A 21,074-nucleotide genomic window follows, 5' to 3' on the forward strand; every position below is an offset into this window, starting at 1 on the left:
CCCGAAGCCTTATTGTTCATTCGTCAGTGAAAAGTGCAGTCTGACTTCCTGTTTATCCTTCCGCGTCCATTGTGCCAGCTGGTAATGACCATTCCGGTTCGGCATTCTTCCCGGCAGCAATTCTAGTTCAATATTTGTCTCCGCTTCATCCGCCCACACGGTATATGTAGCATGACCGTATTTCACCGTAACTTTATTCCCCTCACAGGAGATCGACGATTGATCCGTCCCATTCGTCACCAGCAGCGGAACCGTCACGCCAACTCCATTCAACTCAGCTGCTTCAGCTGCATCAAACTTCCAGGTAACCGTTACTCCATCCACGCCTATTCGATAATGTTCCTCAATACGCTCCGCACTGCCATTCCCCGGTCTCGGCAAAACATCGCTTACCGCCCTGCGGTATACTTCATTCACGTTGGCACCGGGCGTTTTCGGGTCAAGAAGGTAAGCCTTCGGCTGCGGATTTGCATCATAGGTTAAGGCAAAACTTATATTGTTCTCTTGACCTTCAGGCTCCGATATTGATAATTCACATAACCACGATAGCTGTTCGGCATTCAGCGGTTGTCCCTCCGCATCCAAAGCATGAAAAACTTCATGCTGTCTTCGGCCGTAATTTGCCAGCCTATGCCAAGTTCCATGTTCATCCCGCCATATTGGACCAATGGCTGCCGGAAAGAGCGGTGCGGGAATCGTCTGCTTTGGGCGATAAAATATCCAAGGAATCTCTCCCTCCAGACCAGCGATTCCGGTCGACAATGCCGTTTCTTCTGGGATCCCTGCCCGGTGCAGTCGAACAAATCCGGTTGCGTCCTGACCCATCTGGGCAGCAGTATCGATTGTCATATGATAGCCGCCCTGCATCAAACCGGTTGTTGCATAAATGCGGTGGAATGAAGGCAAATGCAGCACAAATCCCCCAACATCGGCGGGGGCAGCTGTTTCTTCAATCGAATCATCTGCATCCAAATAGCATGAAACGGCGATCTGTGCGGCATACAAGCTGTACGTCGAATGATAGGCATAAAACTCATAACCCACACGATCCGCGATCGGAAAGCGATTTTTGAATAATCGAAATTCAGTCGGATCCTCCACCCATCGAAGAATCGATTGATAGGCTAGATGCGCGGCACGTTTGAACGTTCCTGCCCACAACAATTCCCCATGCCGCAGGTAATAGGCAGCTTCTCTCTCACAAATATGCACGAAGGAGAGCTCATTCCACAGCAGCTGATTACTGCGACCGCCGCAGCTCGTGGCGCCAGTTGTCGATTGGGTGAACAGCATGGTTTTGGCTCCCCGATGAAGAAGAACCTTGAGCAGTTCAGCGGCTGCTCCCTCGTAGCCCGCCTCCAGCACACCGCTTAACTGGTCTCTTGCGGCCAAATCGTAGGCAGCTGGCAAATTCGGGTCTCGATAGAGCCCCTCCGGCGTAAACCGGGTCAGCTGATACGGCAGGTACTTATCGATAAAAGCAGTGGAATCCGTCAGCCCGGCGCGCAACCTCATCATCTCTCCGTGCATCGCATACGTTGCCCAATTGCGAATTTGCCGAATATCCGGGAAATTCCGCTCGGTTTGCGAATAGGTAAGCTCCGGCTCAACCCGCTGCAAATTCGAGCGCCAGCAATCTACTCTGTCAGGATCAGCAAGGCTGGACAATTGCTCATACCCCAGTACCAGCATATGAGATGTAAAGTCAGCATGATCGTCCGGCACCTGATTTGCGCCCAGACAATAACTGGCCCAATCCATTGCCTTCAGAATGAATTCTTGCAAATCCCGGCATCGACCCGATTGAAGAAGTACTGCGCCTGCCTTGACAAAGGATGCCGTTGCATATTCATGTTCCTTACCGTCTGTCGGATCGAGAATAGCCCCTTGCTCATTCATATAGGGTAAAAAGGCACGTACACGACCTTCGGCAAAATCCAGATAATGCTCTCTTCGTACCATAGTTTGCTTTATAGAAACCTGTGTTTTACGAGATGTAAAAATTTTTATCAGATCGGAAATAGGGTCCGCTGTTGCGAGTTTATTCAAATAAGATAACGGGTTTTCTGTGATGGCCATCTTGAAACCTCCTGTTCGTCAGAACCATTTATAACAATCGCTGCCCTTGGAATAAGCTGAACACTTTTGTCATCTCATCATCAGATAAGCCTCTACCATCACAAAAGCTGGCATTCAACGTTAGTGATTGAATCGAGGTTGTTCCAACGAGTGTTATGGCGATATCCGGGCAAGTCAGACTGAAACGAAGCGCCGGCTCAACAAGACCATTTGGTGCAGTATTCCTTAGAAAATCAAGCTGTGTCATTCTTCGAGCGGCTTCTTCTAGCAGGACCGCATTGTTCTGCAAAAAAGGAGCCGGATGATCCGCCAAAATTCCCATCGCAAGCGGACTGCCATGAATCACGCCGATCTGTTTCTCCTTCGCTAAGGGCAGTAGCTCGTCTTTTGCCGAATAGTCTATCAAGGTATATTTCGCATAAGTCTGAATCGTATCGACCAATTCCTCCTGAAGGAATGGCATCAACAAATCTAGACGACCTGCATTCACACCAATCGCTCTTACTTTCCCCTGCTCCTTCAGCTTACGGAAAGCAGGCAGCGTTTCGTTTATCGCCTGTTCAAAGGTGGTCTGCTCCAATTCATGGAGCTGAATCAAATCAATATAATCCGTTTGTAGTCTGCGCAAGCTGTCTTCAACTGACTTTATCGTATTCTCGTACGTGTAAGGCTCTCCTCGCATAACTGCTTTGGAGGCGATAATCACATCACTGCGTTTGCCTTTCAGCGCTTTTCCGATTCTTCGTTCGCTTTCCCCGCGACCGTATAAAGGGGCTGTATCTATGAAATTCATGCCTAAATCCAGTGCATGATCAATGACTCGAGTCACAATTTCATCCGTTGTCCCGCCGTAATCACCACCAAGTGGTGCCCCGCCAAGGCCGATTTTGGATACTTTAAACCCTGTTTTTCCTAATATGGCATATTCCATCGTGGCCCGCTCCTTTATTCTTTTTCGAGCACAATGCTGCTAACCTTAGCTAATCACGAACCGAAACGCTATCTCCATGTCGGATACCGGATGATGATGATGAAGGATGATCCGATAAAATCTCTTTCCCTTCTCCGTATCGGAATCTAGCGTCACGGACCCTATTTCAGCAGACCACTCACTCTCTTCGTAGAAAAGGGTAACATCGCTCAATTCTAATTGACCTGGAACCGTCTTCATTGGCTGAACACTACTAATGAATACCTCTTGAAAGGAAGTCGGTTGATTGGAAAAAGAAACCTGATCACGAATGACGAGATACGGCGTTTCGTTCAAAGTGCGTTTCCATACAAATTGGCGTGTAAGCTGTCTCAATGAGGTACATGCATACGCTTTCGTCAGATCCAGTGTCACAGCCATTTCTTCATTCGTTTGATAGTGCCCGGTCATTTCGGTGTTAAACTGTCTACCGAAGCCCTGTGTGCAGCCATCCACGATCGGCACCGAGTGGCCATGCGAGCCTGCATTCAACTGCGCATAACGATACTCTGGCTGAAAGTATTGCCTTGTATATACGCCGAGTCCCATATCTGCCAGCACACTTCTACCATCAACATGGAGAATAAAATGCCCTAAATCATTGTGATTGTGCGGCTCTTCGTTATAACCGCCTTTGGCTGCAAAAGCGATCATGCGGCCCTTGGCATCGGTGACCTTCGAAATGGCCCACTGATTCCCTTCGAAAATCCTCTCTTCAATCCGTCCCGAATCTCGCCGGGTCTCTGTCTGGGATTCAGTCCGATCAGGAGACCACAGCATAAGTCTTGCATTGTCCAACCAGCTGTTCGAAGTCGGCGTCAGCCAGGTCGTTGATTCCGGCATTTGAAGGGCCGGTGCATAGCTCTGCAAGCGATGAATCACGCCCGTATTCCATTTCACCTGCTCGGCGGAATCGGAGAAATTGACAACTTTTCCACCGCCCAGCATGCAAAATTGCGGAAACAGGGAAATCTGCTCGATTTTCTTGTCTTCCAGAAGGGAGATTCGCCCTTGCGTTCTCTCCTTTAACAACTCCGCAAAATAGACAAAATGCGAGAATCCATACTGCCAGTAGGCCGGTCCCTCCGGCGTGGCCCCTTGCTCATCAAAGCCGGATAGGTAAGCGCGGAGGACATTGATGACTCGCCACAGCATGCCGCTTAGCTTTTCACTGTCCTGTTCCAGATAAATCGCTGCCGCTCCAATGGAAGAAGCGCAGACTGCGGGCCAATTGTTCGTTTTGAGCTCCCAGTTCTGAGGGACCGGATCATGGAAATACACCTCAAAAATTCGCCGATGTATCTCTGCCTTGGCACGTTCGACAACCCACGGATGCATGCGATCCCCCATCAAATGAATGATTTCAGCCAGTGTAAATCCGATGTGTGCAGCCGCTAAATCAACCGTTTCGCGAGGCATCTTTGGCTGGTCCCAAATTTGATTCGGATATTGGTTATGGTAGAGCCCCACATGCGCAGGCAGTACCCACGTAAACTCATTACAAATGTTCCAAATTGCATTTTCCAACCCTGTGATCCATTCCGGGCGGCTGTCTGCCATGGCAAGCAGACTGAATGTATGCAACCCTGAGTAGAGCTGATCCCGCTTGCTCTGATAAATGGTCCGATCACCAGTGCTGCCAAATAAAATAAAGTCCGAGAATGAGGGGGGCGCCGGCGTCATCGCGAGCAGTTCTTCCGCTTTTGCCTCAAGCTGCTCCCAAATTTCTGCGTATTTCGCCCCTTCTCTGATCCTATGCCAATACTCGGGGGAGACTGCTTCTGCGAAAAGAATCTGTGAGGGACAGTCCGTCTCCTCCAAGGCCTGTTTAAACTGCTTGAGTGTCAGTTGATTGATCAATACAGTTACCTCCATCGTGAAGACTTAGTGAAATGATAGCCGTTTAACGCCATAGGAAAGATACGTACCGTGACCCACTCCGTCACGGTACGTATCTACCAATTACTTCGTCTGCTTCCAGGCCTCAATTTGTTTTGCCATTTCTTCAATGACCTTATCGATGCCAGCTTGCTTCAACTTATCCTGGAAAACTTTCAGATTCGTATTTGGATCAACCGTACCTGTATCGAGTCCCGGCAGATGTTCATCGATCACCGTAACCAAATTGGCTATTTCCGCCATAACTGGCGTGTTATCGAACTTGAAACCCATTAATGGGGACTTCTGCGCCGTTTCATTCTCTTTCTTGGTCTGCTCCATGACGGAAGGATCCATCCCTTCAACCAAATAAGCGTTAAATGTGTTTCCGAATACCCAGTTCGCGTTAGGTGCATAACCGCCATCTTTATTGATTTGAACGACGTTATCGGACACTTTCTTGTAATGTTTACCTTCAACGCCGTAACTGATAGTATTATAAAGTTCTTTATCTGTGTTTAACAGATTGATAAACATCATTGCGCGTTCAGGATTTTTGGAGTTTTTGCTGATGGATTGCATCGTTGTAATAACCGTGCCTGTGGAAGCGTACGCATCCGTAATTGGCACGTAAATGACATCATTTCCGCCGTTGGCTGCTTTGGCTTCCACTTCACCGCCCGGCTTCAGCACATTATGGAATTGAACGGCTGCGTTGCCCGTTTTGATAATATCGTTTTTGTTCTTGAGCGTTGCCGCATTTTCGTTAATATAGCCTTTGGTATACCAGTCTCTCATCACATCCAGGTAATGCTTATATTGTGGTGTCTCGAACAAATTAATAGGTTTGTCAGGATTCTGAAGCTCCACACCCACGACATTGTTAATCGCTTCTAACCCTTGACTTTGGTACATTAGACTGAATCTTCCACTCTTATCATTCAGAAATGGAACCACGTCCTGTGATTCGCCTTCTTTAATTTGTTTCAGAAATGGTTCGATATCTTCAAACTTCTTAATGGAGCTGACATCCAGCTTGTATTTGTCTGCAAAACGCTTTTGAATGACAAAACCTTCTTTTTTCGTTACCGTCTGATAGTTGGGAATGGCATAGATTTTACCTTGGATTTTGGCTGCATCCCAGACGAAGTCAGGCATCGATTTGAGTAAATCCGGCGCGTTCTGTTGAATCAAATCATCCAGCTCCAGAAAAGCACCCTTCGATTGGTTTTGCAGATAGTCCCAGTTCCAGTTGGCCACCCAAGCAACATCATACTTTTCACCGGATGCAACGATCGTGTTCATTTTTTGATTGTAATCGGCAAATGTGTGCGCTTGCATCTTTACCGTTGCATTGATTTTCTCTTTGGTAATCTTGTTCACCGCTTCCTGAACGGTTGCTAAGTCTTGCGGAATTGCGCTTAATGGGAAATTCCATACTAACTCTACGGGTGGCAATTCTTCATTTTGCTTACCCTCTGCGGCTTTCTGCTCTTCCTTGGCACCTCCACATGCCGTCAATACCAATACGAAACTGATCACACCTGCAAACAATTTGAGCCATTGCTTCTTCATCCCATCTTTCCCCCTAAGTATATTATGATATTTATATCAACTGCTCGTACGAACGGGAAGATGAACCCGCTGTACCAAGCAATTTGATAGCCGTTCATTCGACTAGCCTTTGACAGAACCTACGGTTAGGCCGCTAATGAAAAATCGTTGCAGCATCGGGAAAACGATCATCATCGGTCCCGCTGCAAGCACCGCCATGGCCATTCTTGCTGACAAGCTCGGAAATTGCGTCATGTCGATACTCACGTTAACGGTTGACATATTGTTGGACAAATATTCGATGGTGCTCATTACGCGATACAACATTAATTGAAGTGGAACCAACTTCTGGTCGTCGATGAACAGTAAGCCCAGCCACCAATCATTCCAATACTGGAACGAGATGAACAGCCCGATGGTAACTAGCGCTGGCAAGGAGAGCGGCAGCACGATGGTAAAGAAAATACGCCATTCGCTTGCTCCATCGATCTTGCCGGACTCAATGACTTCAATCGGAATTTTATCCAGAAACCCTTTCATCACCAGAATGTAAAATGGACTTAGCAAATACGGGACAATCAATGCCCACATCGTATCTTTTAGATGCAAATACTGGGTGACCATAATATAAAACGGGACGAGCCCGCCGCTAAATAAGGTGGTAAAGAATACATATAAGGTCATCGGTTTACGATACCGATAATCTTTGCGTGAGATCGTGTATGCGGTCAAACTAGTTAGAAATAATCCAATAACCGTCCCAATCACGGTCACCAGAATGGTAATACCGTAGGCATTCAATAATACGCCAGGGGATTTAAATATTAAGGAATACGCCTCAAGACTAAACTTCTCCGGGAGCAAATGGTAACCGTGTTGTAGAAGTGTTTTCTCATCAGTGAACGAGATGGAGATGACCAGAATCATAGGGATGATTAACAGGATGGATAACGCACAGAAGAAAAGATTAATAATCCGGGAGCTCCAGCTCGATTTTTTACTTGCCAAAGAGTTTTTTGCAGCTTTCTTGTTTATCGTAACTTGTATCGTAGACATTTTGCATCCCTCCTTACCAGAGCGCGTTATCCGAGTTTATTTTTTTAACAACCCAGTTGGCCAGAAGTACCAGAATAAACCCGACGACGGACTGGTATAATCCAATCGCGGTGGACATTCCAATATCCCCGACAACCCGAAGTGATCGGTATACATAGGTATCAATAACATCCGTCGTACTGTAGAGAAAGCTCGAGTCATTCGGAATAAAATAGAACAATCCAAAGTCCGCCCTGAATATTTTCCCTACATCGATAATGAACAGAATCACGATCAATGGCATTAAAGTCGGTATCGTAATTTTACGAATCATTTGCCATCGGTTAGCGCCATCAATTTTTGCCGCTTCATAATAACTGGAGTCTATGGACAGCATTCCTGCATAATAGATGAGCGTTGAAAAGCCCACAGACTTCCAGAGCTGAGTAATGACAATGATCACCGGCCAATACTTTGCCTGCTCATACCATTTGATCGCATCTTGGCCGAACAGTCCTAAAATGACATTTAAAAAGCCGTTTTTATGATCGAGGAATGCCAATACCACATATCCGACGACAACCCAAGATAGGAAATAAGGCAAAAATAGCACCGTTTGATGTACCTTGATCCACTTTCTTGAGAGTTCATTCAATAAAATAGCCAGTGTAAGCGCTATCAAGATGGTGAGTACAATAAAAGCAAGATTATAAAGTATGGTGTTGCGAGTAACGATGAGTGCTGTATCCGAATTGAAGAAAAACTTGAAGTTCTTAAATCCCACCCATTCGCTTCCAAATACACCAAGATCGTATCGATACTGTTTGAATGCGATAACCAAACCGAGCATCGGCAGATAGCTAAGTAATAACTTATACACGATCGCCGGTAGTGACATGACGAACAATTCCCGGTTTCGCTTAAAGTGCCTCCACTCTTTTTTAATCATTTCTGCTCCTCCTTTTCATTGCCGCAAGCGACTGCTGTGCCCCTATTATCCCGTGAAAACAAGCAAAAGGAATACTGTAATTAATAAAAAACACTCTACTTTTTGCAGGTAAAAACGCTAAAACACTGTAGTTTTACGTCCATAACACAAAAACCGCCCCGGTAGCATCGTTTCAGCGTGTAAACTCTGAAACGGCTTGTGGAGCGGCTGACCATGTGAATTATTCATCAAGAACTTTTTTAAAACGATATTCTTTGGGCGTTGTGCCAAACTTCTTCTTGAAGAGCTTGAAAAAATAACTCTCGTTACTGTAACCTACCATGTCCATAATACGTGAGATACTGTAGTCATTATTCTCAAGAAGAGCGAGCGCATTTCGCAGACGAACTTCATTGATATATTCACTGACCGACATCGATTCTTGCTGCCTGAATTGCTTGCTGACATGAGCGGATGATAATTTCATGGTGCTCGCTACACTCGACAGGCTTAGATTGGCATCTTCATACTGCTCCTCAATGATTTCCTTAATCGTCTCAATCAATATCCGATTGGATTGCGTTTTGAAGTCCTGTGAGCGCTGCCCATGAATTTCTTCAAAAATATTCAAGAACATGTTGAACATGGCCTGCAGTGATTCTTGTTTGAGTAGCTGCTGGTATTGATATTTGAAATCGAGATTCACCTGTCTAACGGAGTTACTGTTCATTTCCCCCACTGCTTGATTCAGAATGGCGAGCAGATGAAACACAGAATACATGATGTTGTTGAAATGTAAGCTTTCCAATTGATGAAACAAACCTTCGAGCTGTTCACGGAATTTCGTGCTTTGACCAGACTTGATGGATTCCAATATTTTTTTCTCCGCTTCTGTTGGGAACTGAAAGGGACCATTATTTTCTTTATTCCGTTCGACAATCTCAGATGTAATGATACAAGACTTCCCATGAACGATGCGGTAGGATGCATTCTCCAGAACCTGACCATATTGGCGAGAAAGCTGGCTGTATTCCTGCGTTTCATCTCCAATTGCAATGGATAGCGAAATTCGATAATAGGCAATGATCGTTTGCTGCAGTTCTTGTAAGATTCCTTTCAGGTTCTCTAACCGCATGCTGGAACCTTCCTGGGCTTCACCAAGCAGCAGCACAAAATGATCGTTTTGCATCGGTACAATTTCACAGTGCAAATCTCTTGCTAATATTTCCTTCGTAATATTGGCAATCGCAAATTTATAGAGACGTTTATCGGAATCGCTGGATTGCCCTTCGAATTCCTCTATATCATCAATGAGAAGCACGCAAAGGCGCAGCTTTTGATGGAGATCGATATCCCACTGAATTTGCTGGATCTCCTGTGGCGTTAACAGGCTGGCGTCGGAGATGAGTCTACGTAGTGCAAAGGTTTTGAGTTGATCCCTCTGGGAATATTCTTCCCTTTCCAGGTTGACTAACTTGTGCATCGCGTCTTGATATTCGTTGGTAATAAGCTTAAGCTCATCGAGATCCGAACGTTTTTCCGCTCCACTGCTAGTCCGCTTCCCCAACATCTGCTGCAGCATATTTTCAATCGGACGATAGAGTCGATAGGCAATAATAAAGGAAACTGCTATGGACAACACGAGAACTACGCTGATAATGATCAAGGAAATCTTGCGCATCTCGTGGAGCTTCCCGAGAACAACTTGATAAGGCTGTACGCTCGCGATGATCCAGTCACTCTGACTCGATGACATGAAGCTAAGTATAAACTTGTTGCTGTCGCTCTCGTAGACGAGATAATCCTGATCTACACCGGCCTCGGCACGATTTCGAATCACCTCTCGGTATTCATCCAAAGGAACCTGAGTATTCATCGTAGTTTCCAGAAGCGGCGTACCAGACTTGTCTGTAACAAAAATCGTGCCCTGCTGTTCACTGTCCACATGATTCAAGTTACTGATATTATCAAAAAGCCAGGACGGCTTTAATGTTACAATCAGCTTGCTGTCAGTTACTTCGTCATAGATAAACATCGAGAACACCGGTGACTTTTCTTGTACGCCTGAAATAGGGATGAACTTCAGCCTTGGGATATCTTTATGCGACTTTATATACTTGGACAGTGAACCATTCATGCCATCGTCCGCGCAATTTATGCTGCTCTGGGTTGAATAGTAGCATCCCGTATTGGCGTTATAAATCGTAACGCTTTGCAGGAACATAGACCCTGAGACCATTTTTTCCAGTCTGTTCAGCTTTTGTGCGAGTTCACCTTTATCCATCACGGACGTATTCAATAAATAGACAACATCCGAATCCATAGAAGTGGAAACTGTTATATTTTTAACCGTTTCATTCAAGTTATCGATGTTATATTTAATTTGTGAAAGCACTTTCAAATCTGCTTGCTGCTGCATTTGGAGCATCTTATTCTCGGATATATAGTACAGGAGTGAAGAACTAATCGTCAGAAAAATTACCGTAACGATCGAAATGGAGAGGAGCAATCGGAAAAGATATTTTCTAGATCTATACTTCGGAAGAATCTTCATGGTTCCCTCCTATTGTAAACCGTATATCCTAACGGCATTATGACCAAATACATGATCGATCTCTTCAGTGGATAAATAATGGGACAATGCCTCCTCAATCATAGACCTCATCTCCGTAAAACGACCTGCTTGCAGACAAATCGGCCAGTCGCTGCCAAACATCAGCCTTGAAGAACCGAACACCTGAATGGCATGCTGAATATAAGGCTGTATCACTTGGGCTGTGCGATTACCAAACTCCCCCTCTGTCGCGAGTCCAGACACCTTACAGGAGGTACGTTCAAATTTCGCAATGGCGCGTAATCCGTCCGCCCATAGTTGATCACTTTTCCCTGACAAATCCGGCTTACCTAGGTGATCGACAACGGCAGGCAGGTTAGGCACATACGAGAGTAGCTTTGCCATTTTTGCCAAACCAGGTGGACGAACCAACAAGTCAACAGGACAATCGTCCTCAGCAAGTATGGATAAATTATGTATAAGCTGCTTGTGATGCCCCCACTCTCCATCCGAAATATCCGGAAAAGTTGGACGAATTCCTACAAAACGCGGATGGCTTCGAAAACGAAGATAGTGCTGTTCAAAATCTGAAGCGTTGATATCAAGCCAGCCCACGACACCCATCAAGGTATCTTCTTTATCACACAATTGAAGAAGAAATGTCGTCTCTTCCATCGTCGGCGCCGCTTGTACAACAATGGCCCCCTGAAACCCGTTATGGTGTAATTCATCTTTTAACAGGTCTGGCATATAGTCCTGAAATAGTAGGGGACCAGAAGATGGTGTCAACCAGCCATAATCTCCCCGATCTAGTCTCCAGTAGTGCTGATGTGTATCAATCATCATGAACTACAACCCCATTTCTAAATTTTAGCATATATAAATCATTATTGATTACAATATGCTGACTCGTACTATTTTTCAAGCAAAAAGTAATGGACACGACAAAAAGCCTGTAAAAATAAAAAAGGGGAGAATGATTCTCCCCTTTTTTCCTTCCCTGCAAGCATTTTGCACAGCTATTCTATTTCAAGATCGCCTTGGCCACAATGGCAAGGTCTACAATGTCAACTTTCCCGTCATGATTCACATCCGTTTTCGCATTCCAACCCGTCTGGCTTTGTTGTTTGCCATAGGCCCCTGCCACGATAGCCAAGTCACCAATCGAGATAATTCCATCACCATTGATATCTGCGGTTATCCGCTTGGTGTCAAACTCGTGAATGGCTGCTTCCAATGCTTCTTTCGCACGATCCACCTGCTGCTGAGTAGCATTCGGATCGTTTGCTGTCACACGGGCTGTATCGATCGCCGACTGCAATTGCCCTTTGGATCCTGTTATATACTGACCGTCCTCGCTGCCTTCCACTGCTGCAGCATATTTCGCCTGAGCGCTTGCGATCAACGCATTCAATAGCGACTTATCTACCGGTATATTAGATATCTGTATTTGTACCTCATGGGATGCTCCACCGACCTGCAGTTCATCCCCCTGTCCATTAGCAATCACCGCACGGTCTATTGATATTGTCGTATAGGTTGCCTGAGTTACAGACTTTGTCTTAAACCTCATTAGCAACAAATCGCCTTGAGCCGACACGTTCGTACCCACGCTGGCAGCCACTATCCGGATTTGTCCTGGCACCGACTCCTTGTGATCGATGACTTGAAACCCGTCTCTAACCGAAGTGACGGATTCGAATTGCAGATTCACCGGATCATAGGTAAGCGTCAAATCTTGGCCATACATTTGCTGGTATACATTTTGGGTAACACCGCTCAATCCCATCGTGACATCCAGTGTTTGGCCGGAGTTCACCGTCTTAGGACCGGTTAATGCCGCTCTCGGCATCGATTGTTTCACTGTAACCGTGCAGTCTGCCGTGTATCCCCCGTCAGCCGTCGTTACCGTAATGGTAGCTGTTCCTTCCGCATGGGCTGTCATCACGCCATTCTGATCTACAGATACGATGGCATCGTTGCTAGACTTCCAGGTAACATTTTTGTTCGCAGCAGCATTAGGCGTTACTGTTGCTGTTATTGATTCCGTGCCTCCTGCTTCCAATTCCATACTTGGCTTGCTTAGCGCTACACCCTTCACGGCTACTCTTAAATTCTCTATTTTAATATCGTCAAAATATCCAATGCCAGCCGCTCCCCAGAAGTCTCCCATGGCGATTTTATTAAATGATTTGGAATCCGCCGTTGCGACTTTCTGGTCGTCAATATACAAATCAACATGGTCTCCAGATGTATAATCCCAGGTAAACTTATGCCAACCTTTTGTTCGATCGACACCCGAAGAAGTGAAATCACCATCGATACGGATCTGATACTTTGCTCCGCCGCTGCTTGCCGTTTTCGTTGTATCGACACCTAGAGCGATCCACTTTCCGCCTTCAACATTTACCAGTTGCTTCGTAGCGCCAGACATGTTGTCATAATACCAGACGGTAACGAAACCATTGTAGTAGTTAGAAAATGTTTTTGAAATAGCATCAACATTTTCATCTTTTACATAGCTCTTTGTCCCGCTATGTGCTTGTGCACTACTTGTACTAGGTGTTCCTTTCTCTGCCGTCCATCCTGCAAATCCATTCTCGAAGTCTTCTGTAAAAGTACTGGATGCCCCTGTCGTAAATGTATATACCTCAGAACTCCACTTGCCTCCGGTAACAGAATTCGCAAGTACATATGCTTTTACTTTCCAATAATACGTTTTATTTGCCTCTAACCCATCGATTGCCTTGCGAGTCCCATTCAATTTAACATCACTTATTATCTTGGTAAATGCTTCGTCTTCTGCGACAATCAGTTCATAACCCTCTCCGCCATCAGCCTTCTGCCATTCGAAGACAACATTCATGGGGTCAAGATTAGTTGAATGGTTGGCAGGGGTAGTCAAATGGAAATCCCCAATATTTGCATCGATACTTGTACGGTATTCATCTAGCTTGAGCCCCATCTTATCGAATGGAATTTTGGGGAAGTCAGGAATTTGCTGATAAATGATCGAACTATCTTTCAGCTTAAAATTCCTGTTTGCCTTATCTACAAACCCAGCATCCTCATTCGCTGTCAGTTTTAAATTATTTCCGATCGTGCCATATGTTTTTGCGCTGTCTGCAATACTCCCCTCTGCTGTGTTATAGAGCACATTATCCTTTACAACATTCCCCTTAGGAATCTTAGGGCTATCTTCCCATAGATTTACAAGTTGCGGATATTTACTTGCCCAAGGCTCCTGCTTATAGGGAACACTCATTAAATTTTTATAGGCTGTTCCATTCGGTGCTTCAGCATGGTAAGCAGCCCAGCCTTCTCCACGGTTATCCAGGCTCATAAATTTGCCGCTGTCAATCATAATATTGTATTTAACCGTATTGTCACGGCCACCGCCTAGCAAAAATGCGCTATTAGAAACGTTGTAAAATACATTTCCTGTTATTTCTGCACTGCTCAATAAATCGTCAAGATAAACAGCATACGAACCAAGCCCTCCAAGATTTGTTATATCATGGATGTAATTGTTTTTAATCATATTGCCGCGGTAGGTCCAATCACGTAATGAGTAGATTACTCCGGCATCACTGGTTTCCTGACATACATCATAGATTTCATTGAATTCAATAACATGGTCATTTCCTTTAAATTGAATCGCCATATGGGGCGCGTCATGGATCAGATTATTGGTAGCCCTGATTCCTACACCATTTAAGGAAATAGCCGGCGTATATGTTCTTAGGATACGAGCATATCGATAAATATGGTTATTTTCCGCATAGTGTCCTCCAGGCGTAAGTGTTGATCTGTTGCCCCCGAGCATGTAAATACCGCCTTGTCCGGTATCATAAATGTCACAGCTTATAACCCCGTTATTGCTTCCTCCCGTGTAGCCGCTGTTAAATTTAACATTACCCGGATCATTAGCTAAAGCCTCCTCGTCCCCAATCATGATCGCCTTTTGCCCAAGACGTCTAAACGTACAATGCACGATACGATTGTTGGAACTATCAACCATCTTAATGCCGTGTCCGCGGGAAACCTCAAACGTAATATCCATGAAGTTTGTAAAATCAGTCTTTTTCATATCCACTAACGGTGTATCAAGAACGGAAAGCTGCATTTCACTATCGTTTACGTCCTTTTCCGGATATAGATAGAGAATACCGCTGGTTCGATCTAGATACCATTCACCTGGTATGTCTATTTCACTTAACAAATTATAGGCATAATAACGCTGTCCGCTAATGGCACCATACATGCTTGGATGGGATGCCTCAATTGTTTTATTGACCGTGTCAATCGATTTAATATGTAAATTATCATCTGCCCAGTCCCATCTCCAGTAACCAAAGAGCCATGGATCGCTTTCCTGTGCCCAGTTGTCGATATGAGAATCGCTGTATTTAAAGATTGGCCCTGGTTTGGTAATCCATTGATCCGGTGGGACATAGTCAGGATGGCTCGGATTTCCTGCCGGCATATCCGACATATGATCACGCGGGATAAATCCTTGCTGAACTACTGATCCTGTCGTTAAAAAGCCTGTATTCGGATAACGTGCTAATGTCATGGATTTACCATTTACAAATAGTTCAGGTGCTGGTGCAGCTTTAGGCCAACCGTATCCAGCCTTTGATATTTGACCATATTCCGTAATGCCCTGCGCTTTTAAATCAATCTGTCTGACTTTATCTTTAGCTTCTTGCGGAAGCCTGCTCAAGATGGCTTGGTCTGTTACAGGTGTAAAAGCTGCTGTATCTATGTTATATCCACCCATGATAGAAACCTTATCATTTCCATATGCCCTATAGGTTATTGGAGAACTTGATGTGCCCGAATCCTGGTCTGTTAACGCAAATGATGCCGTACGGTTATATACACCTTCTTTGAGATAAACGGTAACTCCCCCATCTGGTAATCCGGAAGTACTCTTTAACTCGCGGATCGCATCTCTTGCTTTTTCCAACGTTGCAAAAGGAGCATCCATTGTACCGCTATTTGCGTCATTGCCGTTTTTGGCTATATAGAATGCCTTGGCAGTAGCTTCAAGAGCATGTACTTTGGATATGGACCCCATATCTGAAAGCGGGCTATATACCAGAGTAAATGCTAATATTGGACTAGCAATTCTTCTTAATAAGTTCATACATATCCTCCTATCGCGCTTTGGCCACAATTGCAAGGTCTATCATGTCAACTTCCCGTCATGATTCTTGTCCGTTTTCTCACCGCTTGCGATCAACGCATTCAAAAGCGACTTATCTTGTCCCGTACTAAAACTGAAAAGCATATAGCATGTCTGATAACGCTATCCCTCCTTTCGCATCTTATATGCCTACCATTGCACAGAAGGATGCGTATACGAAACTGTAAAAATCAAAAATAGCAGTACATCGGTACTGTACAATCAAAGATTTAGTGTAATAAAACATAATTATTGCTAATAACTTGCCATATCGACAAAGGAGGTCCCACAAAAGTTTTGGCAACATTTCATTTGCATAGGTTTCTCCTAACGTTTTGTATCCACGAACTTGAATGGCTTAAAGGAGCGTGGCGACGCGGCGTTAAAATAGTGTTTTATGGTGGGGATGCCTCCATTGCATTACTTACATATTGTCATATCGCTTTTCAATATTGTTTTGATACATGTTTTTACATGTGTTATTATATAGATAATAAAGACCAAGTGCTGCGAACACTTGGTCAGTACAATTGGCTTGGATGGTTTATTCCCTTCTAAGTCGTATAGGAACAAAACCCACCTCTGGCCTCAACCTTAGGGTGGGTTTTTACTTTCTCTTGTTGTTATTATTGTTGTAAGTTAAAAGAGCAAGAATAAATGATCCAAATAGGAACATAATCGTTAATGCATCTTTCACTTCCATGGCTTCACTTCCTTTCGAAGGGAAACCATGCCCACCTAAGATTCAATTGTAGTTATATTTTACCTTTATTTACATCTACGTACAAGTGTTCTTGTATATTCTAGGTTTTTAGAATTCTACTCTTCACAAATGACGAAAATATTTCATCAAGCAACAGGACGTTGCGATTGAACTGCTCATAAGTCATTGGGGCCGGTCTTTCAGCTAACGTTCTTGTATCTACGAAACCGAGTGGCTTAAAGGAGCGTTACCGTCTTCTTGAATTACTCACTTATGCTTGAAGGCAGTTATAGAATATTTCATTAAAAGAATTCTGATCTTCAGTGTAGTTTTCTGTATATTTATTTAACATTCGAACTCCTACCGCATTAAACTCAGGCACAATTACACAGTGACAACCTGCTGCACCTGATGCATAACAGCACTTATCCTGATAGTACCATCCAAATATACGGTTCTTATCTTCGGTATCAATTCGTAATTCTTCAATGAGCTTAAAAACTTCAACTGGCACTACTAACTGATTATGATTTATTAAACCTCTATTTAGATGTAAATTTCCCCACTCTGCCAGGTCTCTCGCACTTGAATACAAATTTCTTTCATGACCTTCATTTGACTCAATTCTAACGGATGCATAACCGTCTGCAGCTTGAAAATCACAAACTAATTTTTCTTTAGGTACCGAAATCCACTCAGTATCAGTTAAATTCATTGGTTTAAATATTCGATCTGTAATTAGTTCAGCAATATTATATCCTGTAAGTTCTTTAATGAGTTCACACGCTACTTCCTCGCGTTCAATACGATTTGATCCAAAATATTTAGCACCTGATTTTGTTGCTAAATCTCTTATTGTGGTATTGCCCAACTCATATTCAGGCATTTTTGTGAGAACATCAGAAACTTTACTATCAACAGACAATTTGCTTTCTACAACAGCAATTGCTGTAGCGAGTCCGACATACGTCTTTCTTAGTGAATACAAGTTAAACATAGAATCAGTTGTTACTACGAGAGATCCATTCTTAAAATGATGCTTTCCAGAATACCATTCTGTTAAAATTTTGTTGTCCTGAATTATCACAATAGAAGCAGCTGAAGACCCAAACTTTTCTTGTGCTTCTTCTGTATATGTAATTAATGGTATAAATTTGTTATCAATTATTGTTGGTGCTACCATGATTTCGACCTCCTATTATTTTTTTCAGAACTTTCAGATAACGTTCTTGTATTCACGATGCCCCACCTCCTTAAGCCATGAAGTAGCGGTCGAGATGCAGTTAGGTGGTGCGGGTGTGTCCGGCAGAATCTGCTTCCGTGTTGGTGAAATACCACATCGAATCACATCGGACTCCTGCCGGACCGAGGAGCGAATGCCCCGAAGCGTGAATATGTGTTAGACGAAGTCATCTTGTTATACCTACAATCGTTACTTATTTAGAAAATCCATATATATCCTTACAAGTTTACCTAGAATCTCGATACTTTCCTCAACATTGTTGGTTTCCAAAGAGTGATTTGCATTAGGAATTTCTATTACCCTTCTGACTTTGTCTATGTTAATTTGGTTTGCCAGTTCATTATTAAACACTTCATCCTTTGTCCCATAAACCACAAGTCCATTATACTTGTTGATATAGTATACTGTGTCTTTAATTGGTGTCAAAAATAAATGTCTTATTGGAATATCAAGTTTTCCATGAACTTCACCCGCAACTATAGTGCCTATGCTCTTACTAATAAAAATGACTTCATTATACTTGTTAATTATTCGTCGAACAGATTCATGGCTATCTTCTATTACTCTTGGCAGATCATTAATATCCAAATTCGTTCTCGCAGATTGATATCCATATTCAAGAACCAATAAGTCAAAACCACTTTGAATTGCGGAAGTTCCAGCAAAATGTAGACTTGGCTTATCACAAGGATAGTTTTTTCCTGGAAACAGAACAACCAACTTACTATTTTCCTCATGAAGTTGATAATATTTTTGTTTCATTTCGGTTTTCCAAAACGAGGGTACGGTTAGAATCTCTAATTTTTTCATTGTCTCCCATCCTTTCTTTCTTCAGGTGATTTCGTCTAACGTTTTAGTATTCATGAATCCGAGAGGCTTAAGGAGCTTCAGCTCCGGGTAGCTAACTTAGCCTCGCAGGGTTGTCTGCCTGAATTGACTTCCTCGAAATGCATCTTGCAGACTAAGGTCGTAAGTCCGAAACATGAATACCGTGTTATACGATGCCATCCACCTTCTATGATTTACTTACAAAACGTTTTTAATTGCATCTATGACTAGTGAAACGAAACCCAATTCTTCTTCTTTATTTCTATGATCAAATCGTAATGATCTGTATATGTATCCCCCTTCAGGATTCCAATCATTATAGTGAAACTTACCTTCCTCATCACAATACTCCAATAAATTAACTTCAAACCCCGCCTCTTCGAACACACTGCGTAAAGTCTTATAATTATGTACAATTTTATGGCTAGCAGCAGGATGATCTAATGGTCCCGGTCCCCCAACCTTAACTATGTTCTGATACCATTCATTACGAAAAAATGCATCAGGAACAGCGCAACGAACATATCCTCCGGAATTTAAAAAGTCATAACAAATCCTAGCGGCTTCTATACCTTCTTCATAAGTTAAATGTTCCCATACGTGCTCACACAAAATAATATCTATTTTCCTGTCTCCGAAGCTCCTATACCAATCATCTCTATTCAGTAAATTTAGCTCATTTTCTTGTGTCTGTATCCACCCAGGATATGATTGTGATGAGGCTCCAACAATGATCCTTAATGGTTCAGTTATTGCAACCTTTGAAATATCGACCATACAGTTTGCTCCTTTAGATTAATTGATTTGTGGATGGTTTCGTATGTTGTTCTACTAACCTGAGAGGCTTAAAGGAGATACAGTGTGTTATCAGAAGTCAATTGCCTTCCACGACTCACAAATTGTACTTCATTCCAATTCTTTTATATAACTTAAAATTCGTATTTCTACTTACAATCTCTCCAATTAACTCTTTCCATTTATTTTCAATCCACTGAGGACTTTGTTCTTTCAAAATATCCTCGTTAAATCGACTATCAATATACTCCAAATCTTGTTTAAGAATTCCTATATCCTTAATAAGTTGATTTCTCGATTCTTTTTCTAGCGACACCTTATTCGATAAAATGTCGTCTGTGATATCTGCTTTTATATACCAATACATATCTCTAAATACACTATAGATTATATAAGTTGATGATAATTTATCTTCCTTGAAATCGGAATCAAGAAAGACAAATGATTCTTCACCAACTTTCAATGATACTGCCAAATTTCCTAATGTGTTTATCACTGTTTCCTTCGGAGAATTGTCCTCTAAGCTTTTTATCACAAAATCTAAATTCTGAATTGATTCTTTTATACCAATTTGAATTCCATGATTTAGTTTAATAGTATAATCAACTTTTTGATTGTCTTTGTACTCTTTCATTTGATAGTTGAAGTACATACTTATTATCAATCCAACCATTAGTATGATTGCAATAATTTTTTTCATTTAACCTCCTCATAATCCTGCAATTGATTTCTGATAACGTTGTTGTGTTCATGACGTCCCACCTTCTTAAAGGAACGTAGCGACTGGCCGCGATTCGGTTAGGTGGTGCGGCTGTGTCCGCTTCTTAGTTGCTGCCAAATACTTCTCTGAACCCACACCTAACTCCTTCCGGACCGAGGGGCGAATGCCCCGAAGCACGAACATGGTGTTATCCGATGCCAGTGCCTTCCTGAGTTTATATTCACACTGTGTTGTAGTTATTATGATCTTTAATTGATTCCTTAAAATAATCTATTGGTTTCTTGTAATCTATTGGTTTATGTATTATTCTATTCAACCACTTCAATCGTTTAATATTGTCGCTAAAATCATCTTCAATAAAAAACGTAACTTCCTTCATAGTTCCTAATACACTTCTACCAAGAAATCGAGCGACATCTCGCGTTCTGAGATTATCTTCGTCACAATCCTGACATCTGCAAAGCGTATGGCGAATTGAAAAGTAAATTAGCTGAACAATATCCAACAGATATTGATGGTTATAGTGTTGGGAAAGATGATTTTGTCAAAAAAATCGAACAAGAGGCGCTCAAGTGGCATTGGCGCCATCGGTGAA

At 43.1% G+C, this 21,074-nt stretch carries 15 protein-coding genes and 1 pseudogene; 1 reads left to right on the plus strand and 15 read right to left on the minus strand.

Annotated features, from left to right (window positions below; genetic code table 11):
• Positions 1–9 precede the first annotated feature (9 nt).
• The 15 genes from ACFQZR_RS14660 to ACFQZR_RS14730 all read right to left on the minus strand — a co-directional run bounded on the left by ACFQZR_RS14660 (position 10) and on the right by ACFQZR_RS14730 (position 20,662).
• Positions 10–2,079: a hypothetical protein gene (locus ACFQZR_RS14660; protein WP_379347045.1), complete on the minus strand. Its 2,070-nt coding sequence runs from the start codon at positions 2,077–2,079 to the stop codon at positions 10–12.
• Positions 2,080–2,107: 28 nt separating this feature from the next.
• Complete coding sequence (locus ACFQZR_RS14665; RefSeq protein WP_379347047.1) at positions 2,108–3,010, minus strand: aldo/keto reductase; 903 nt, start codon at positions 3,008–3,010, stop codon at positions 2,108–2,110.
• A gap of 45 nt (positions 3,011–3,055) precedes the next feature.
• The gene (locus tag ACFQZR_RS14670; RefSeq protein WP_379347049.1) at positions 3,056–4,909 is read right to left on the minus strand and encodes a heparinase II/III domain-containing protein; all 1,854 of its coding nucleotides are present in this window, start codon (positions 4,907–4,909) and stop codon (positions 3,056–3,058) included.
• A 102-nt stretch (positions 4,910–5,011) separates the two neighbouring features.
• Positions 5,012–6,502 carry an ABC transporter substrate-binding protein gene (locus ACFQZR_RS14675; RefSeq protein ID WP_379347051.1) on the minus strand — a complete coding sequence of 497 codons (1,491 nt, stop codon included), beginning with the start codon at positions 6,500–6,502 and terminating at the stop codon, positions 5,012–5,014.
• 102 nt (positions 6,503–6,604) lie between these two features.
• Positions 6,605–7,537 (minus strand): carbohydrate ABC transporter permease, encoded by a 933-nt coding sequence (locus tag ACFQZR_RS14680; RefSeq protein WP_379347053.1) that lies wholly within the window; start codon positions 7,535–7,537, stop codon positions 6,605–6,607.
• Between the two features lie 13 nt (positions 7,538–7,550).
• A complete protein-coding gene (locus ACFQZR_RS14685) occupies positions 7,551–8,465 on the minus strand; it encodes an ABC transporter permease (protein WP_379347055.1) in 915 nt (304 codons plus the stop codon).
• Positions 8,466–8,685: 220 nt separating this feature from the next.
• Positions 8,686–10,998, minus strand: a complete 2,313-nt coding sequence (locus tag ACFQZR_RS14690; protein WP_379347057.1) for a helix-turn-helix domain-containing protein — start codon at positions 10,996–10,998, stop codon at positions 8,686–8,688.
• Between the two features lie 9 nt (positions 10,999–11,007).
• A complete protein-coding gene (locus ACFQZR_RS14695; protein ID WP_379347059.1) occupies positions 11,008–11,844 on the minus strand; it encodes an amidohydrolase family protein in 837 nt (278 codons plus the stop codon).
• A 178-nt stretch (positions 11,845–12,022) separates the two neighbouring features.
• Positions 12,023–16,150: an Ig-like domain-containing protein gene (locus ACFQZR_RS14700; RefSeq protein WP_379347061.1), complete on the minus strand. Its 4,128-nt coding sequence runs from the start codon at positions 16,148–16,150 to the stop codon at positions 12,023–12,025.
• 646 nt (positions 16,151–16,796) lie between these two features.
• Positions 16,797–16,892, minus strand: a complete 96-nt coding sequence (gene comI, locus ACFQZR_RS14705) for a competence inhibitor ComI (RefSeq protein WP_379347064.1) — start codon at positions 16,890–16,892, stop codon at positions 16,797–16,799.
• Positions 16,893–17,163: 271 nt separating this feature from the next.
• Positions 17,164–18,075 carry a serine hydrolase domain-containing protein gene (locus tag ACFQZR_RS14710; protein ID WP_379347066.1) on the minus strand — a complete coding sequence of 304 codons (912 nt, stop codon included), beginning with the start codon at positions 18,073–18,075 and terminating at the stop codon, positions 17,164–17,166.
• A gap of 249 nt (positions 18,076–18,324) precedes the next feature.
• On the minus strand, positions 18,325–18,945 hold the full coding sequence (locus ACFQZR_RS14715; RefSeq protein ID WP_379347068.1) for an alpha/beta hydrolase: 621 nt from the start codon (positions 18,943–18,945) through the stop codon (positions 18,325–18,327).
• 216 nt (positions 18,946–19,161) lie between these two features.
• A complete protein-coding gene (locus ACFQZR_RS14720; protein ID WP_379347070.1) occupies positions 19,162–19,740 on the minus strand; it encodes a class I SAM-dependent methyltransferase in 579 nt (192 codons plus the stop codon).
• Positions 19,741–19,855: 115 nt separating this feature from the next.
• Positions 19,856–20,458 carry an oxidoreductase gene (locus ACFQZR_RS14725; RefSeq protein WP_379347072.1) on the minus strand — a complete coding sequence of 201 codons (603 nt, stop codon included), beginning with the start codon at positions 20,456–20,458 and terminating at the stop codon, positions 19,856–19,858.
• A gap of 66 nt (positions 20,459–20,524) precedes the next feature.
• A complete protein-coding gene (locus ACFQZR_RS14730; protein ID WP_379347074.1) occupies positions 20,525–20,662 on the minus strand; it encodes a hypothetical protein in 138 nt (45 codons plus the stop codon).
• A gap of 258 nt (positions 20,663–20,920) precedes the next feature.
• Here ACFQZR_RS14730 and ACFQZR_RS14735 point away from each other — a divergent pair.
• Positions 20,921–21,073 (plus strand): annotated as a pseudogene (locus tag ACFQZR_RS14735) (GrpB family protein); the annotation flags it as partial.
• Position 21,074: the final 1 nt, after the last annotated feature.

Source organism: Paenibacillus sp. GCM10027629 (genome assembly GCF_042676425.1).
GTDB classification, from domain to species: Bacteria; Bacillota; Bacilli; order Paenibacillales; family Paenibacillaceae; genus Paenibacillus_K; species Paenibacillus_K terrigena.

Bases quoted from the DNA above. Each gene is read 5' to 3' on its own strand.
- ACFQZR_RS14660 (WP_379347045.1), bottom strand. From the start codon at position 2,079: ATGGCCATCACAGAAAACCCGTTATCTTATTTGAATAAACTCGCAACA.
- ACFQZR_RS14665 (WP_379347047.1), bottom strand. From the start codon at position 3,010: ATGGAATATGCCATATTAGGAAAAACAGGGTTTAAAGTATCCAAAATC.
- ACFQZR_RS14675 (WP_379347051.1), bottom strand. From the start codon at position 6,502: ATGAAGAAGCAATGGCTCAAATTGTTTGCAGGTGTGATCAGTTTCGTA.
- ACFQZR_RS14680 (WP_379347053.1), bottom strand. From the start codon at position 7,537: ATGTCTACGATACAAGTTACGATAAACAAGAAAGCTGCAAAAAACTCT.
- ACFQZR_RS14685 (WP_379347055.1), bottom strand. From the start codon at position 8,465: ATGATTAAAAAAGAGTGGAGGCACTTTAAGCGAAACCGGGAATTGTTC.
- ACFQZR_RS14690 (WP_379347057.1), bottom strand. From the start codon at position 10,998: ATGAAGATTCTTCCGAAGTATAGATCTAGAAAATATCTTTTCCGATTG.
- ACFQZR_RS14695 (WP_379347059.1), bottom strand. From the start codon at position 11,844: ATGATGATTGATACACATCAGCACTACTGGAGACTAGATCGGGGAGAT.
- ACFQZR_RS14700 (WP_379347061.1), bottom strand. From the start codon at position 16,150: ATGAACTTATTAAGAAGAATTGCTAGTCCAATATTAGCATTTACTCTG.
- comI (WP_379347064.1), bottom strand. From the start codon at position 16,892: ATGGAAGTGAAAGATGCATTAACGATTATGTTCCTATTTGGATCATTT.
- ACFQZR_RS14710 (WP_379347066.1), bottom strand. From the start codon at position 18,075: ATGGTAGCACCAACAATAATTGATAACAAATTTATACCATTAATTACA.
- ACFQZR_RS14715 (WP_379347068.1), bottom strand. From the start codon at position 18,945: ATGAAAAAATTAGAGATTCTAACCGTACCCTCGTTTTGGAAAACCGAA.
- ACFQZR_RS14720 (WP_379347070.1), bottom strand. From the start codon at position 19,740: ATGGTCGATATTTCAAAGGTTGCAATAACTGAACCATTAAGGATCATT.
- ACFQZR_RS14725 (WP_379347072.1), bottom strand. From the start codon at position 20,458: ATGAAAAAAATTATTGCAATCATACTAATGGTTGGATTGATAATAAGT.
- ACFQZR_RS14730 (WP_379347074.1), bottom strand. From the start codon at position 20,662: ATGTTCGTGCTTCGGGGCATTCGCCCCTCGGTCCGGAAGGAGTTAGGT.